The organism is Amycolatopsis sp. NPDC006131 (assembly GCF_040614175.1).
Lineage (GTDB): Bacteria > Actinomycetota > Actinomycetes > Mycobacteriales > Pseudonocardiaceae > Amycolatopsis_E > Amycolatopsis_E tucumanensis.
The window spans coordinates 1-15,371 of sequence record NZ_JBEXTX010000151.1; the positions used below are offsets into that span (position 1 = coordinate 1).

Annotated in this window: 15 protein-coding genes; 9 read left to right on the forward strand and 6 right to left on the reverse strand. The window is 67.5% G+C overall.

The window, feature by feature from the left end:
• Positions 1-132 precede the first annotated feature (132 nt).
• Positions 133-381, reverse strand: coding sequence for a hypothetical protein (locus ABZ215_RS40070; RefSeq protein ID WP_020416509.1), 249 nt, complete (start codon positions 379-381; stop codon positions 133-135).
• Positions 382-703: 322 nt separating this feature from the next.
• Positions 704-1,036, reverse strand: coding sequence for a hypothetical protein (locus ABZ215_RS40075; RefSeq protein ID WP_237338232.1), 333 nt, complete (start codon positions 1,034-1,036; stop codon positions 704-706).
• A 124-nt stretch (positions 1,037-1,160) separates the two neighbouring features.
• Here ABZ215_RS40075 and ABZ215_RS40080 point away from each other — a divergent pair, with 124 nt between their 5' ends.
• Positions 1,161-1,505, forward strand: a complete 345-nt coding sequence (locus tag ABZ215_RS40080) for a winged helix-turn-helix domain-containing protein (protein ID WP_354955888.1) — start codon at positions 1,161-1,163, stop codon at positions 1,503-1,505.
• 409 nt (positions 1,506-1,914) lie between these two features.
• Positions 1,915-3,258, forward strand: coding sequence for a hypothetical protein (locus tag ABZ215_RS40085; protein ID WP_354955890.1), 1,344 nt, complete (start codon positions 1,915-1,917; stop codon positions 3,256-3,258).
• 7 nt (positions 3,259-3,265) lie between these two features.
• Here ABZ215_RS40085 and ABZ215_RS40090 read toward each other — a convergent pair whose 3' ends face one another.
• Together ABZ215_RS40090 and ABZ215_RS40095 are read right to left on the reverse strand one after the other, a co-directional pair.
• Positions 3,266-4,168, reverse strand: coding sequence for an aminoglycoside phosphotransferase family protein (locus ABZ215_RS40090; RefSeq protein WP_354955892.1), 903 nt, complete (start codon positions 4,166-4,168; stop codon positions 3,266-3,268).
• A 31-nt stretch (positions 4,169-4,199) separates the two neighbouring features.
• Positions 4,200-4,499, reverse strand: a complete 300-nt coding sequence (locus ABZ215_RS40095; RefSeq protein ID WP_354955894.1) for a winged helix-turn-helix domain-containing protein — start codon at positions 4,497-4,499, stop codon at positions 4,200-4,202.
• Positions 4,500-4,647: 148 nt separating this feature from the next.
• Here ABZ215_RS40095 and ABZ215_RS40100 point away from each other — a divergent pair, with 148 nt between their 5' ends.
• From ABZ215_RS40100 to ABZ215_RS40115, 4 genes are all read left to right on the forward strand, one after another.
• Complete coding sequence (locus tag ABZ215_RS40100) at positions 4,648-4,905, forward strand: winged helix-turn-helix domain-containing protein (RefSeq protein WP_020416515.1); 258 nt, start codon at positions 4,648-4,650, stop codon at positions 4,903-4,905.
• A 1,006-nt stretch (positions 4,906-5,911) separates the two neighbouring features.
• Positions 5,912-6,895: a hypothetical protein gene (locus ABZ215_RS40105; RefSeq protein ID WP_354955896.1), complete on the forward strand. Its 984-nt coding sequence runs from the start codon at positions 5,912-5,914 to the stop codon at positions 6,893-6,895.
• 250 nt (positions 6,896-7,145) lie between these two features.
• Positions 7,146-7,472, forward strand: a complete 327-nt coding sequence (locus tag ABZ215_RS40110; protein WP_354955898.1) for a DUF6247 family protein — start codon at positions 7,146-7,148, stop codon at positions 7,470-7,472.
• Between the two features lie 7 nt (positions 7,473-7,479).
• Complete coding sequence (locus tag ABZ215_RS40115; RefSeq protein WP_354955900.1) at positions 7,480-7,734, forward strand: hypothetical protein; 255 nt, start codon at positions 7,480-7,482, stop codon at positions 7,732-7,734.
• Positions 7,735-8,078: 344 nt separating this feature from the next.
• On the opposite strand, the gene ABZ215_RS40120 is transcribed toward ABZ215_RS40115, so the two are convergent.
• Entirely contained in the window at positions 8,079-8,657 is a 579-nt protein-coding gene (locus tag ABZ215_RS40120) for a dihydrofolate reductase family protein (RefSeq protein WP_020421618.1), read from the reverse strand.
• 107 nt (positions 8,658-8,764) lie between these two features.
• Here ABZ215_RS40120 and ABZ215_RS40125 point away from each other — a divergent pair, with 107 nt between their 5' ends.
• On the forward strand, positions 8,765-11,233 hold the full coding sequence (locus tag ABZ215_RS40125; RefSeq protein ID WP_354955902.1) for a LuxR C-terminal-related transcriptional regulator: 2,469 nt from the start codon (positions 8,765-8,767) through the stop codon (positions 11,231-11,233).
• Here the strand turns inward: ABZ215_RS40125 and ABZ215_RS40130 are convergent.
• Positions 11,223-12,308, reverse strand: coding sequence for an ionic transporter y4hA (locus tag ABZ215_RS40130; RefSeq protein WP_020421620.1), 1,086 nt, complete (start codon positions 12,306-12,308; stop codon positions 11,223-11,225). The two genes, ABZ215_RS40125 and ABZ215_RS40130, sit on opposite strands and share 11 nt — an antisense overlap.
• A gap of 332 nt (positions 12,309-12,640) precedes the next feature.
• Between ABZ215_RS40130 and ABZ215_RS40135 the strand changes: the two genes are divergently transcribed.
• Together ABZ215_RS40135 and ABZ215_RS40140 are read left to right on the forward strand one after the other, a co-directional pair.
• Entirely contained in the window at positions 12,641-13,534 is an 894-nt protein-coding gene (locus ABZ215_RS40135; RefSeq protein ID WP_354955904.1) for a hypothetical protein, read from the forward strand.
• A 42-nt stretch (positions 13,535-13,576) separates the two neighbouring features.
• Positions 13,577-15,208: an AMP-binding protein gene (locus ABZ215_RS40140; RefSeq protein ID WP_354955906.1), complete on the forward strand. Its 1,632-nt coding sequence runs from the start codon at positions 13,577-13,579 to the stop codon at positions 15,206-15,208.
• Positions 15,209-15,371 lie beyond the last annotated feature (163 nt).

Here is a 15,371-nt window from a genome sequence, read left to right on the forward strand (position 1 = left end):
CGCACCGCGTTACCTACCGTCACCCGCGTTTCCTGGTCCGGTCGACTTGCCGCGAACTTCTCGTAGGCCGCGGTCGCCGCTGCGATGATGTTTTGAATCTCGCTTACCAACTTTCTTCCCCTCCTTGCGTTGTTACCCGTGCCAGTCGTGCTGGCGATTTACGGAGATCTCCCGTTCCCAATTTTCCGCGAGTTTCCACATCGGATTCTTCGGCGGCGGGTCAATCACGTAGATCTCAACCAGCAGCATCGCGGTAATTGCCGCGTTCCGATCGAACTTTCGTCCGGGGAGCCAGGTGACCAGCCAGCCTTCCGGCCCGTTGACCGCGTGATGCTCGGTCACCGTGCTCGTGATCCGGTCCGCATCGACCTCCAAGCTCATGACCTTCCTCCCCTCAGGCATTCCGCTGCGGTCCGTTGGGGTCGAAGGTGGACAGCCCGCCCGGGCACTCGCCGTCGCTGTGCCAGGAATCACCGTCAATCCAGTCTCGGTTACGCATTTTCGGTACCCCAATCAGTGTTGTGGTAGAACCCCAAGACCCCCGGAGTAGATCCCGGGAGTCAAGGCGCGCCACCACAAAAGGCGCGAATTTTGGCATGGATCGGCCCACTGTGTAATTCTCAAACAGCAGATAAGTGCCCTTGCCCGACTCGAACGGGCGGCTAACCAGGAATAGGAAGGGCTACCCGGACACGCGGTCCGATCAGGCGGCGGGCTTGAGACCCATGGCGGCGAACGCCATGCCCGAAACCGTCTCGCCCCGGTCGTTGCGGAAGGAGTACGGCGACACCCGGGCGTCGATCAGCTCGACCAGCTGACCCTCCTCGAACCCCTCGCCGGGGTCGGTCTCCAGGGTCACCCGGATCTCCTCGCCCTTCGCGCCGTCCGACTTCGCGAACAGCGACACGACATAGCGGGTCACGCCGTCCACCGTGACGACCTCCTCGCGGCCGTCCTTGTCCTTCCGTGTCTTCATCGTCGGGGCCTCGGCGATCCGGAGCCGGTAGCCGCCGAGGTTCACGGGGATGTTCCTCATCTATCCACTCCTGTCTTGTGACGTTATATGTCGTACTAGAACCAAGGTAGCACAGTGCTAGGACAGTGCTATGGTCCGTTCGGGTGAACTAGCGCGTCATATGGCGTCTCGGTACAGTTGATGCATGAAGCAGCCGCAGCAGGTGACGGGGCACCCCTACCAGGCAGTGGCTGCGTCCATCGCGGCCAAGATCGACGCTGGCGAGTTGAAGCCGGGGGAGAAGCTGCCCTCGGTGCGCGCACTTGCTCGCGATCGTGGCGTTTCGCCGATGACGGCTCAGAAGGCCCTGACTCAGCTCGCCGAGGATGGCTACGCCGAAGTCACTGCCGGCCTCGGCTACTTCGTGACCCAGCCCGGCGAGTTGCATGACGACCCCCTCGCTGCCATCCACCGGCAGATCGACGCCCTGAACGCAACCGTGGCCGACCTGGCTCAGCGTCTTGAGCGGCTGGAAGAGCAGTCCGGCTGACGCTCGCTCGGCGCTTGGCCGCCTCCAGGTTCAGCACTCGCTGACGCACCTCGTCGAGTTCGGCGTTGAGCGCGCGGAGGCGAGCCGCGATCCGCCGGAGTTGTTCTTCAGGTGGTGCGGATGCGTCCTGCTGCGTCTGCCTCCTCGTCCTGGCTGAATCCGCTGCCTGGTCCCGTTCTGTCCGACCGGTGTTCTTCATGGCTCAAATGAAACCGGCGATTGCTGGGAGCACGGCAGCGAGCACAGGGGGAGCACGGGAGCACAAGGGGGAGCACTTGAGCGCAGAGAGGTGCGCAAGGGTGCGACCAGGCGCAACTCTTTGTGCTTCACTGGTCGCAGGGAGGTGACGATGGCGGCAGGGAAGAGGGAGCCAAACCGGCGTCTAGCAGCAGTGATGCAGGAAGCGGGCATGAGCAACAAGGGGCTTGCCCGTCGCATCGTCGAGGCGACAACCGCCTGGAAGGAGCCACTGCGCGCCGACCACAACGACGTCCGCAAGTGGCTTGACGGCATGGTGCCGAGGGACCCCAAGCCTCGCGTCATCGCGCAGGTGCTGTCGGCGAAACTCGGCCGCCCTGTGAGCCTGGAAGACATCGGGCTGGGGGCGGCGGACGCGTCCGAGGACGACGCCCTTGTAAACGACGGGTTGGCGTACCAGGCCGAACCAGCTCAAGCCGTCGATCTGCTGCGTCAGCTCACCGATGCGGATCTCAGCGACCGGCGGCGAGTCGTCAACGCGACATGGCGCGAGGACGTCGCTCCCCAGATCATCACGGGGTACATGTTCTCTGCGCCCGTTGTGCTCACCCCCGGGGATGAGGGGCCGTTGCGTGGGGCCGCAGCCGCCGAGCGCATCCGCCGGACGACGGCGCACCTGATGGACATGGACTTCCAGTTCGGCGGCGGCCACACCCGGCGCATGCTCATCCAGTTCTTCCGCGATCAGGTCGTGCCGCTCCTGCGCAAGCACCACCCGGAGCCCGTTCGACGCGAGATCTTCAGCGCCGCAGCAGAGGTCGCACAGTTGCTCGGCTGGAGCGCCTACGATGCGGGCCGGCACGGTGTCGCCATGCGGTACTTCACCCAGGGACTCAAGCTCGCGCGCGAAGCCGACGATCACATGCTGGGTGCGCGTATGTTGTCCAGCCTGTCGCACCAGGCGAACTACCTGGGCCGGTTCAATGATGCTGTCAGCTTTGCCAGGGCGGCCCAGAGCGCGACGCTCGGCAGAGCGACCAGCGCGGTTTCCTCGATGTTCTTGGCTATGGAGGCGCGAGCGCTAGCGAGTCTCGGCGACAAACGCGGGACCGCTGCCGCGCTGCACCGTGCCGAACAAGCTTTCGAGACTCGCGACCCGTCCCGCGAACCGGACTGGATCAACTATTTCGACGCGCTGGAGTTGGCCGGAGAAGCGTCGCACTGCTTCAGAGACCTCGGTGACGGCAACAGGACGAAGCTCTTCACGGCTCAGGCGATCGATCCGGTCCTGACTCCGCCGCGCACCCGTGCGTTCATACAGATGGTCTCCGCTGCAGGCTCTCTCGCCAACGGTGAGCCTCACGAGGCCGTTGCGCTCGCGACCGAGGCGGTTGAGCTCGCAGACGGCTTGCAGTCCATGCGGTACTTGCGATACCTCTCTGACTTCTGCAAGGCCCTTCACGCGCTCAAAGCTGACCGGGAGCTGACTCAGAACTTCACCGGCCTGTTGCGGACGCGGTACCCGAAGCTCGCCATCCCGCCAGCCGCGGCGTGATCGGAGTTCAGAACGGCCGCCAGTGAGCGGTCGCCTCGCCGGTGCGGATGGTGCGCATGCGCGTTTCGAACTCCGCCTTGATCTCGGGCGAGTGGTCGACGTTCTGCATGATCCACGTCGTCATCTTGATCTCGTGGGTGGCGCGAAGGGTCGCGAATCCTTCCCAGTCTCGGATGTCGTAGCCGTAGGAGCGGCTGAAGTCGCGGTACTGCTTGTCTGTCCACCACCCAGCGGTGACGTACTCGGTCGCGGTCATCGAGAGATCCCACTCCGGCTGGCCCCAGGAGAAGTTCTCGAAGTCGATGAGCAGCGGCCCGGAATCGGTGATCATCAGGTTCTTGATGTGAGCGTCGCCATGGATTGCGCACTCGTCCAGCGGGAAACTCAGCCGCGCAACCTCGTTCTCCAGCTCCTCACACCGCTCCAGCAGCAACTGTTTGTCGTCGTCCGAGACGGGTGAGGAGGCAACTCGCGGCCGGATCCGAGCGAGGATGTCTGTGCGTGGCAGCGTGAACGTCGTAGGAGACGGCAGCCGGTGAAGTTCCCGAAGCTCGCGGCCAAGAAGCGCGACGTCGTCCGGCATCGCGACCTCGCCGGGGATGAACTCCCAGAACGTGACCGGGTGGCCGCCTGCCGCGCGCGGTTGATCGGCTGGCCTCGACAGGCGACCTGAGGCGAACCCCTGGTCGGCGAGCCAGCGTGCTACCGCGACCTCCTTTTCCACGTTCGGCCAGTAGTCCATGGTCCGCGCGATCCGCACCACGATGGGGGCTGAGGCGAGCTTGTAGAGGGCGTTCTCGCCCAATCGCATCAGCGTTGCGCCCTTCGGGTCCAGGCCCGCGTCACGACAAGCAGTGTCGAGCACGGCGCGAGTGGAATCGGCGGTGAACGCTGGCGCGGTGTCCGTCATCAAGCCTCCCGTCGTGTGATCCGGGTCCAGGTTACGGGCGGAAGGCGAGAAGAGTTGACCGAGCCGCGGACGGTTCGGAAGATCGCCCGGCCCCAGCCACGTAGGTCCCCTTGCATGGCACCGTGATCACAAGCCCCTTGGAACGGAGCAGCTCGGTGGCGTGGCGAGCTGTGCCCAACGAGACGCCGTACTCCTGTGCGAGCCGGCGTTCCGCAGGCAGTCGCGTGTCCGGCGGTAGGTCCCCGCGCTTGATGCGTTGGGCGAGGTGGTCGGCCATCTTCTGGTAGAGCATGCCCGGCTTGTCTGGCTCCAGTTCCTCATAGAAGGTCATAGGTCCCCCGTGGATCTCGTCTTCGTCAGTCCGCGACCGAGAACGACTGGCCGCGACTGGAACGAGAGTAGCGCGCCCTAGGTACCTATAGGAACCCACAGGTACCGCTATGAGGATGCGGGCTCTTGCTGGTGCATAGCGTTACGGCATGTCATGGGGAGACCGTTCCGGCCGGATCGACCACCACGGGCCGGAGTACGTCTGGGCGCAGATCGCGAACGACATCCGCCATGACATCGAAAGCGGCGCTCTACCAGCAGGCGCGAAGCTGCCCGGCGGTCCGGAGTTGGCCGAGATCTACGGCGTCGCGAAGGCGACGGCTGCCAGGGCGATCAAGGCTCTGCGGGACGAAGGGCTGGTGACTGTGGTCTTCGGCCGCGGCACCTTCGTCACCCATCCTGGATAGGGCGCGAACGGAGCCGGGGCATTGAGCCCGACGACGGCGCAAGGTCCCTTCACGGTGCGGAGCGACCCCACCTTCGGCTAGACCGTCACGGCCGCGAATCGGCGTACCAGCGTTGCCAGAACGTGGGCATGTCGGTAAAGGTCTCTTCTCCTCCTGCGCGATCCAGGACCACCGAACAACCTCCAGGTTTTCGAGGTCGGTGTGCACGCAGAAGCACGTGCTCGCGCCGTCATCACCGAAGCCGATCAAAGTTCGCGGCAAGCATCTCCATCTGCCAGGCTCTCAGGTTGTCGGAAACGATTACCTTGCACGACCACGCGTGCCGCCACTGGCCCCTCAAGTCCTCAAACCCGTTCGCGAAGGCCAGAAACTCTCGCAGGTGCGGCGGCAGCCCTATGCCCAAGGCGCGCTCAGTCCTCGCAAGCTCAGAGGCCGACGCACCCCCGCTCAGGCGCAATCCCCACTGGTCAACCTGCAAGATCGTGGCCCAAGCAGTCACCCGCAGATCATCTCCTGAACCTCGCCGCGGCCGCCAGGGGCTTGAGCTCACGTGTTCAAAGTTTCCTTACTTGTTCAAGGCGGCCCCTGCGGGGCCGCTGACCCGGCCCTCATCCTGTCGAACCGCCAGACGCGGGCATGCGGCTGGCGCCGGTCCCGCGTGGCGGTTCGACGGAGGCCGGGCGGCCCCGCAGCCGCCGCAAGAGGAAGAACAAAGATGCCCTCGCCGGGCAGGCAGGCTCCGGGATTACCGGGATGCAGGCCAGGTTGCGCTGGCAGGGTGGGCGCTTGGTGGTCATCCCGTCGCCTGATCTGATGGCTATCACGCCGCGCCGGGGCCGCAAGGTTGGCAAGCTCGGCCGGCGGTTGAGCACGCAGGTTGCGGCCCCAGCACGGCGTGATCGAGACGCCATCAGGCGACGGGATGACCACCAAGCACCGTTTAGCGTAACGAAGCAGGCACCCCCGGCGATAGCTAATAAATCCGACTGGGAGGACGCGCACAAGCATGGCTAGAAGAAGCTTCCGCAAAGTTCCAGACAACATCCGAAAGGCGATCAGCGACCACCACGAGAGCACCTTTCTGGTCGGCACCGCTCGCCGGATACGCAAGGACGAATTATCATCGCCAAAGTGGAGCAATCTCGGCATCGCAGCTGACACGGATGGTCGCGTCTCAGCACCATCGGCGGTTGTTCCCCCCAAAGAACAGGGAAGATACTCTCGCTGGAACCAGATTGGCCGAACGATCCCCCGAAAGGATCTTCCGAAGATCTCGAAGATCTTCACAATGGAAGTACCAAACTTCGGCGATTGGGGCAAGGGAAGCCATTCCATCACACAAATTCGGGAAGTGTGGCAGCGAGAGACGCTCTACGGTCAACAACTTCCTATAGAAATTGCAATCGAAGAGCAAGACGATGACGAAATACTCGTCGGGTTCACTGTGGATCGCGTATTCGAAAAAGAAGATTTCAACGACCGCGAATTGATCTTCACCCTGTCGCTACTCCAGGAAAACGTAGGCTCAGTCAATATTTTGCCGACCGATCGCACACTCGCCCAATGGATGAGTGGCCAACACGTCACATGGGAATTCCTACCGGTCGGCGAGTGGGATCGGGACAGCAATGCGGTGCTTCGCAAGCTCCGCGTAAGGGCGGATTCGCGCGAAGCTACCCTGGTCAAAGAAAGAATCGACACGATTCGCACACTTGGAGTTAGCACGGTTATCGTGGGAACTAGCGGTTTTTCGAGGTATCTCGGGTTCAAGTTCCGGGATGATCTCGTGGTTTTCGAGAACATTCGGTACGGCAACGCCGCATATGTCATGTACGAAGACTGGGGATCTCTCAGCACACGCAGCCGGGGAGAGTTACTCAACCTGAATACCGGCGGTTACGATCGTGTTGTCCATTCTTCCGGCTGGGAGAATCGGTTGCGCAAGATCTTGAACGCGCACGGTCACCCCCCAGAGGAGTCTGACTCATAAGAATCATCCCTGGCAAGATCGAGCGAGGAAAAGCAGGCACGTCCTTTGAACGGCGGCTCGCCAACTATTACGACATTCTTCCGGGATCTCACTCTGGCTGTTCGCCAACCTGTCGAGACAGCGCGTGATCACGACAAACGATCTTGACCGACCTGCGGGAACGCTCAGACCATACCTCAGAAGGGGGTCTTTCTCGCAGGTCGTGATCCGCTCCGCCTCAACGTCTCGCCGTGGCAGGTATCCTATGTAGGTGACTGCCACTGCCGCGAACCACGGCCCGACTCCCGACCGGGGGCGGTTCGACTCGCCCCGGGAGATTCGGGCTGCGTTGCTGCCCGAGGAGGTCGGCAACTTCGATGCGGCGTACCAGCAGGCCCTCAAGCTGGCCTCGGAGACCTTGAGCCTTGAGGCCCTGCAGGACACGCTGGCGAGCTGGCGGCGCATCGCGCAGATGACCCAGGCTGACCCCGCCGGCCACCGCAGGATGCTGGCGCAGGCGAAGCAGGCACGACGTACCGGGCAGTTGCCCGACGACGCGGTCGACTGGAGCCAGTTCCGGACTGAGCTGGGCGTCTGACCGACACGTGGCCTACCGCATCGTGACAGACTCGCGCGTCCGTGACCAGATCCGTGCCCTGCCCGACGAGGCACTGCCGATGATCGCCGAGGCGATGAGCGTTCTCGAACTGACTCCGTGGAACGGCCGGCCCTACAACGCAGCCGAGCCCGACGGGTGGATGCGACACCTCGACTTCCCCGACGGCCACGGCTTCCTCACCTACCTCGTCCTTGAGGATCAGGACCGGGTTGACGTGCTCAACGTGACCTGGTTCGGCTAGCGCCTGCACGCCCCTGCCTCCCACGCTTTACCCTCGCCAATCGACGGCAAATGACCTCATCCGAGGGCGAGCGATCCTGATTTGCAGAAGCGATCAGGCCAGATCACGTACCCTATCGGCAGCTGACCAGCAACGACAACAGACGTTCCCCCATAAAGCGGGTGTCGCAGGTTCGAATCCTGCCGGGGGCACACAGCTCGCTGGCGACTGGCGCGCCTGGTGAGCAGTCCCAGGCAGTGCCGATGACCGCAGTCCCGAAAGCCCCGCCGGCCAACGAGTCTGTTTAACAGCCCACCGACGCACGTGCCCGCGTCGTCTGGTGGGCTGTTATGCAACAACTCCCGCTAGCGCACCACCTCGTACGCCAGGTGCGTCACCCCATTGCCCTCCACCACCGTGGGGTTGCTCAGGCGCACCGGGACCTTTGCCAGGTTCTCGAACCAGCGGACCCCCTCGCCGAGCAGCACCGGCACCTGGTCCACGTTGATGGCGTCCAGCAGGCCCGCGTCCAGGGCCTGCTGCGCGATCTTCGCGCTCGCGATCACCACATCCTTCGAACCCGCCAGGTCGGACGCCACCCGCACCGCTTCCTCGACGCTGGACACGAACGTGAAGCCCTCCGGGACCTCCGCGGGCGTCGAGTGCGAGACCACCACCACCGGAACCCCCATCGGGTGCTTGCCTCCCCAGCCGTGGGTGATGTCGTACAGGTGGCGGCCCGCGATGAGGGCTCCGACCCGCGCCATCGCCGCCTTCATGTAGTCCGCGCTCGCCGGCGACATGCGGAACGTCGCCCACTCCACGGCGGTCGGGACCTCCACCTCGCCGTTGCCCATCCACCCGAACAGCAGGTCGATGCCATCGCCGGGGTCGGCGATGAAACCGTCGAGGGACATGGACATGTTGGCGATGACCTTGCTCATCTTCGTTCTCCTCCGTCTCGTGAACCGGACACCCATGACCCTGCCGGTCGAACGAGCCGGAAATATCGGCCACCTGGCCACCATCCGGGGTGGCACACTGATCCGCGATGTCAGCCACCCCGCCCCCGCAGCTCACGCCCTTCGTCGGGCGCTCCGAGGAGCTGCGGGCGCTCGCCGCGGAGCTCGCCGCCAACCGCCTCGTCACCGTCGCCGGGCCGGGCGGGTGCGGCAAGACGCGCCTGGCCCTCCAGGTGGCCGGCACCCACGACGACGTGCGCTGGGCCGACCTCACCGCCACCAACGACCCCACCGTCGTGCCGGAACTCCTCGCCGCGGCCACCGGCACCCTGCTCACCCCGGACCACGGCTCCCTGGCCCGCCAGATCGGCGACCGTCGGATGCTGCTCTGCCTCGACAACTGCGAGCACGTCCTCGCCGCCGCCGCGGACGCCGCCCTCGAAGTGATCACCACCTGCCCCAACGTGACCGTCCTCGCCACCAGCCGCGAACCGCTGGGGGTGCCCGGCGAGCGCGTCTGGCGCGTGCCCTCGCTCAACGCCGCGGACGCCGCCGCGCTCTTCACGGCCCGGTCGGGCGTCCCGGACACCGGCGCGACCACCACCCTGTGCGCCCGGCTGGACGGGATCCCCCTGGCGATCGAGCTGGCCGCGGCCTGGTCCGGCACCCTCACCGTCGCCGAGATCCTCGACGGCCTCGACGACCGGTTCGCCCTGCTGGTCCGCGGACCACGCGGGGTGGCGGCCCGGCACCAGACGCTCGCGGCCTCCATGGCGTGGAGCCACGACCTGCTCGACGAACCCGACCGCGTCCTCTTCCGCCGCCTCGGCGTCTTCTCCGGCGGCTTCACGCTCGACGCGGCCGCCGGCGTGTGCGGGCCGCGGATGGAAGTCCTCACCGGCCTCGGCAGGCTGGTCGACAAGTCGCTCGTCATCGCCGACACCGCCGGACCCACCACGCGGTACCGGATGCTGGAGACGATCCGCCAGTACGCCGTCGCCAAGCTGGCCGCCGCAGGTGAAGCCGACGACGTCCGCGACCGGCACCTGGACACGTTCGGCGCGATCGTCGAGGCAGCCGCGCCGCTGCTCGACACCGACAAGGACGCGTGGCGCGCGGCGGTGGGCCCGGACCAGGAGAACCTGCGCGCCGCCATCGAGCACGGCCTCGCCGCGGACGACCCGGACCGCGGACGGCGGCTGGCCGCCGGGCTCGCATGGCTGTGGCACCTCAACGGCCGCGGCCACGAGGGCATCGCGTTGCTGCGCCGGGCCATCGACCGCGGCCCGGACGGCACCGAGCTGCAGGCCCGGCTGCTGACCGGGCTCGCCCTCGTCGCCGACACCACCGGGCTGGACAACGACGCCGCCCGGACCGCGCTGGAGATCGTCCCCGACGACGGAATGGCCACGCTCCTCAGCGCGCTCGGCGAACTGGCCAGGGACTTCGACACCGCGGCCAAGCTCGCCGAACGGGCCCGTGCCGACGAAAACGGCTTCGTGCGCGACGGCGCGACCGCGTTGCTGGGCATCATCGCCCACCTCCGCGACGACCACGCGACCGCCATGCCGCTGCTGGAAACCGCGGTGTCCGGCCTGACCAGCCGACGGGACCGCGGGGTCGCGTCGACCGCGTTGTCGTTCCACGCCGCGAGCGCGCTCTACACCGGGCAGGTGGCGCAGGCCAGGGAACTCGCAGCCGAGGCTGTGCGCATGGCGCGGCCGCTGGAGGACTACCACCGCATCGGGTCCGCGACGAGCGTCTTCGCGCTGGTCGAAGGGACCGCCGGGAACCTCGACGCGGCGCGGGCCGCGCTCGATCCGATGGTCCGGCTGGTCTACGGCGCCAAGTCACCGCCGTTCGTGCCGGGCCTGGCCAGGGCGAAGGGCTGCCTGCACCTGTGGTCCGGTGAACCGGCCGAGGCAGCTGACTGGTTCCGGCGCGACGGCACTCCGGCCGCGCTCGTCGGGCTCGCCGAGGCGCTGCGGCTCAGCGGGAACCCGGAAGAGGCGGCGGAAGTGTGCGAGCGCGCCCTCACCGCCGCCCGGCAGGCCGGGATGCCGAAGGTGATCGCCGACGCGCTGGAGCAGTCCGCGTTCCTGTCCGATTCCGAGGACCTGCACCACGAAGCACTCGCCATCCGCCTGGGGCACGGGCTGTGGCTCAACTGCGTCAGCAGCCTGGAAGCACTCGCCGACGAGCCGCTGCGGCAGGCGTGCGAACGCGCGAAGCGGGACATGGGCCTGCCGCACGGGCCGGTGGCCGGGAAGGCGATGGAGCTGCGCGAGGCCATCGACTACGCCCGCCGCGCGCGCGGGAAGCGCGGGCGGCCGTCGAGCGGCTGGGCCAGCCTGACGCCCACCGAGGAGAGCGTGGTGCGCCTGGCCGTGCAAGGGCTGAACAACCCGCAGATCGCGACCCGGCTGTTCATGAGCCGCAGCACGGTCAAGACGCACCTGTCGCACATCTACGCCAAGCTCGGCGTCACCAACCGCACCGAGCTGGCGGCGGCCAGTGCCGAGCGCCCGGCGGCACCCGGCGCTCCGGTCAAGGGTTGACGGCCAGGAAGATGAAGCTCGCGAGCAGGGCGAGGTGGACGCCGCCCTGCAGGGGTGTGGCGCGGCCGGGCACGACGGTCAGCACGCCGGTCACCACGGTGAGCGCGAGCAGCACCAGGTGGGTGCTGCCGAGGCCGAGCACCAGCGTGCCGGGCAGCCAGATCGAAGCGAGCGCGATCGCCGGGATGGTGAGGCCGATGCTCGCCATCGCCGAGCCGAGCGCCAGGTTGAGGCTGGTCTGGATGCGGTCGCGCAGGGCGGCCCGCACCGCGGCGAGGGTCTCCGGGAGCAGCACCAGCAGGGCGATCACCACGCCGACCACCGCGTGCGGGAGGCCGGCGTTGTCCACCCCGGCCTCGATCGCCGGGGACACCACCTTCGCGTCGCCGACCACAGCCACCAGCGCGACCAGCAGGAACGCCAGGCTGAACCAGGCGGCGCCGGAACTGGGCGGCTCGGCGTGTTCGTCGGCGCCCTGCTTGACCGGCAGGAAGTAGTCGCGGTGCCGGTAGGTCTGCATCGCGACGAACAGGCCGTACAGCACGAGCGACGCCACGCCCGCGAACGCCAGCTGGGCCGGGGAGAACTCCGGGCCGGGGCGGCTGGTGGTGAAGGTCGGCAGGACCAGGCTCAGCGTGGCCAGCGTCGCGACGGTCGCGAGCGCCGCGCCTGCGCCCTCCGCGTTGAACACGGCGACCCGGTGCCGCAGCGCGCCGACCAACAGGGACACGCCGAGGATGCCGTTGCAGGTGATCATCACGGCGGCGAACACGGTGTCGCGTGCCAACGTGGCGCTCTTCGCCCCACCGTCAGCCATCAGAGTGACAATCAAGGCGACTTCGATCACCGTGACGGCGACGGCCAGCACGAGCGACCCGAACGGTTCCCCGATCCGGTGAGCCACGACCTCCGCGTGGTGGACCGCGGCGAGCACGGCCGCCGCCAGGCACAGCGCGACCACGATGACGAGCGGCAACGGGAGTTCGCGGCCCCAGCTCAGCACCAGCGCGACGACGGCGACCAGCGGGGCGAGGACGGTCCAGTCGGTCAGCCGGGATCGGATGCGCGCGCCCACGGGCCCACACTGCCACAGAGATCCGCAAGGGGCCGGGCTTGCGCGCGACGCCGGTGTGTGGTGCCCTTTCACCCCTGGGTGGGTTGTTCTCGCGCGCTGAAGCGACCTGTGTCACACCGGGGTACCGATCTTGGCCCCCGGGCCGATAAAAAGCGCGACGGCTCGACGCGGAACGACCTGGACGAGTGACGAGAAAGGTACGCCCTGTGACGACAGGTGCCCACAGCCTGGGAACCGGAAGCGGGGCGACGACGGTCGCCGAACTGCTCGCGCGCAGTGATCGCCCGGTTCGCCGGCGTCACAGCCGTGTCCCCGCGCCTTCTCCCGCCGAGATGACGATGCCGACCATGGTCGCCGCCATCTCCGTGCTCGACTCGAAGTCCCCGCGCCGCCTGGAGCGCCCACCGGTGGCGAGCACCGCCGGGATGCGGGTGTTCGGCACCGGTTCGTTCGGTTCGGCAGGCACGGTCGGCGCCACGCTGCGCGGCTCCGACGAAGGCGGCGCCGGCCGGACCACGGCGCCCGGCTCGATGACCGGTGAGCAGACGCCCGCCGCGCTCGCGACCACGCCCGTCGCCCCGGCTCCCCCTGCCGCCCCGGTCCCGCCTGCCGCGGAGGTCGTCGCTGCGGTCAAGGCCGCGCAGACGATCGTGTTCGAGGCCTGCGTCGGTGACGCGGAGCCGGACGAGCCGGCCGAGCCGCTGATCGTGCCGGTCAACGAGGACGCTGACGCGCAGCCAGCCAAGGAGCGGCGCAACCGGCCGCTGATCCTGGCGACCGCGAGCGCCGGGCTGACGCTGGCCGGCGCGATGCTGGTCGGCGGGTGGATCGCCGGGCCGGGTGGGACGGCCGAGCCGGTCAGCCTGGCAGGCGGGCACGCCGCGCCGCAGGAGCCGACCGTCGCAGGGCAGGACGACGCCGATGACGCCGTGCCGCCCGCGGGCCAGTTCACCGGCATCCTGCCGATCGCCGCGACGAAGCAGGCCGCGCCGCAGACGTCGACGCCGAAGGCCACCGCGCCGGCGACGAAGAAGACGACGCAGCAGGCGGCTCCGAAGCAGACCCGGCAGCAAGCGCCGCAGCCGCGGTACTCGGTGCCCCAGTACTCCGTGCCGCACTACGAAATCCCGGACTGGCGCGACTACGAGCGCCACTACGAGTACGACTACGACTACGGGCACGACCGCGACCGCCACTACGACCGGGACGACCGGCGCCACCGCTGACCTGTTGACGCCCGCACCGGCCGCGGCGGATCATCGCCGGTGATGAGCGTCTACGACGACAGGCCGTGGCTGGCGCGGTACGCGCCGGGGCAGCCGGCGGGGATCACCGTCGAGCACGAGAGCGCGCTGGCCATGTTCCGGGCGTCCGTGGCGCGGGATCCGGACGCGGACATCCTGCGGTACTTCGGCGGCCGCATCACACTGCGCGAGCTGGACGAGCTGACCGATGCGTTCGCCGCGGGCATCACCGACGCCGGGTTCCGTCCCGGCGAGCGGGTCGCGATCTACGCGCAGAACGTGCCGCAGTTCGTGATCGCACAGGTCGGCACGTGGAAGGCGGGCGGCATCGCGGTGTCGGTCAACCCGATGAACCGCGGACGCGAACTGGGGCAGCTGCTGGCCGATTCGGGCGCGACGGTGCTGGTGACGTTGCAGTCGCTGTGGCACGAGGTGGCGGCGGAGGTGGTGCCGGGGACCGCGGTGCGGACGGTGCTGACGACGTCCGAACTGGAGTACCGCGCGGAGCCCGGTTCGCCGGTGGAGTGCCCGGGAACCGTTGACCTGGCGGGGATGCTGGCGCGGTTCCGGGGTGTGACGCCGCCGCCGGTGACGCTCGGACCGGACGACATCGCGTTCCTGACGTACACCTCGGGCACGACGGGCCCGCCGAAGGGCGCCATGACGACGCACCGCAACGTCGTCTTCAACGCCCAGACCTACCGGGACTGGGTGGGGTTGGGCGCGGACGACGTGATCCTCGGGGTGGCGCCGCTGTTCCACATCACCGGGCTGATCGGGCACATCGCGGTGGCCCTGCTGGTCGGCGCACCGCTGGTGTTGATGCACCGCTTCGACGCGGCGCGCACGGTGGAGACGGTGCACGCGGAGCGGGCGACGTTCACCGTCGGGTCGATCACGGTGTTCATCGCGTTGATGAACGTGCCCGACGTCGATCGGGAAGCGCTGGCTTCGCTGCGGAAGATCTACTCGGGCGGGGCGCCGATCCCGCCGAGCACGGTGAAGGCCTTCCAGGCGATGTTCGGCACCTACGTCCACAACTGCTACGGCCTGACGGAGACGACGTCGCCGTCGCACGCGGTCCCGTTCGGGGTGGAAGCGCCGGTGGACCCCGCTTCCGGCGCGTTGTCGGTCGGGGTGCCGGTGTACGACACGGTGGTGCGGGTCGTCGACGAGGACGGCCGGGAGCTGCCCGCAGGCGAGGTGGGCGAGCTGGTGACGTCCGGGCCGCAGGTGGTGGCCGGGTACTGGGAGAAGCCGGCGGAGACGGAGAAGGCGCTTCCCGGCGGACGCCTGCACACCGGCGACGTCGGGTACATGGACGCCCAGGGCTGGTTCTACGTGGTGGACCGGAAGAAGGACCAGATCAACGCGGGCGGGTACAAGGTGTGGCCGCGCGAGGTCGAAGACGTGCTGTACGAACACGAAGCCGTGCGGGAAGCCGCGGTGGTCGGCGCCCCGGACGAGTACCGGGGCGAGACGGTCAAGGCGTTCGTCAGCCTGCGGCCCGGATTTGCGGTCACGGCGGACGAATTGATTTCGTTTTGCAGGGAACGCATGGCGGCGTACAAGTACCCACGCCAGGTGGAGTTCCTGGAGGAACTGCCGAAAACAGTGTCGGGCAAACTACTGCGACGCGCACTGCGCAGCAGTTGATCTTTGAACAAAACCCGAGCTGGGTGGTCATCCCGTCGCCTGACACTGGACGATCACCTTGAGCCAGGGCCGCAACCCAGGCCGCCAACCGGCAGCCGAACATGCCAACCTTGCGGCCCTGGCTCAAGGTGATATGCACAAACCGGAAGGCGACGGGATGACC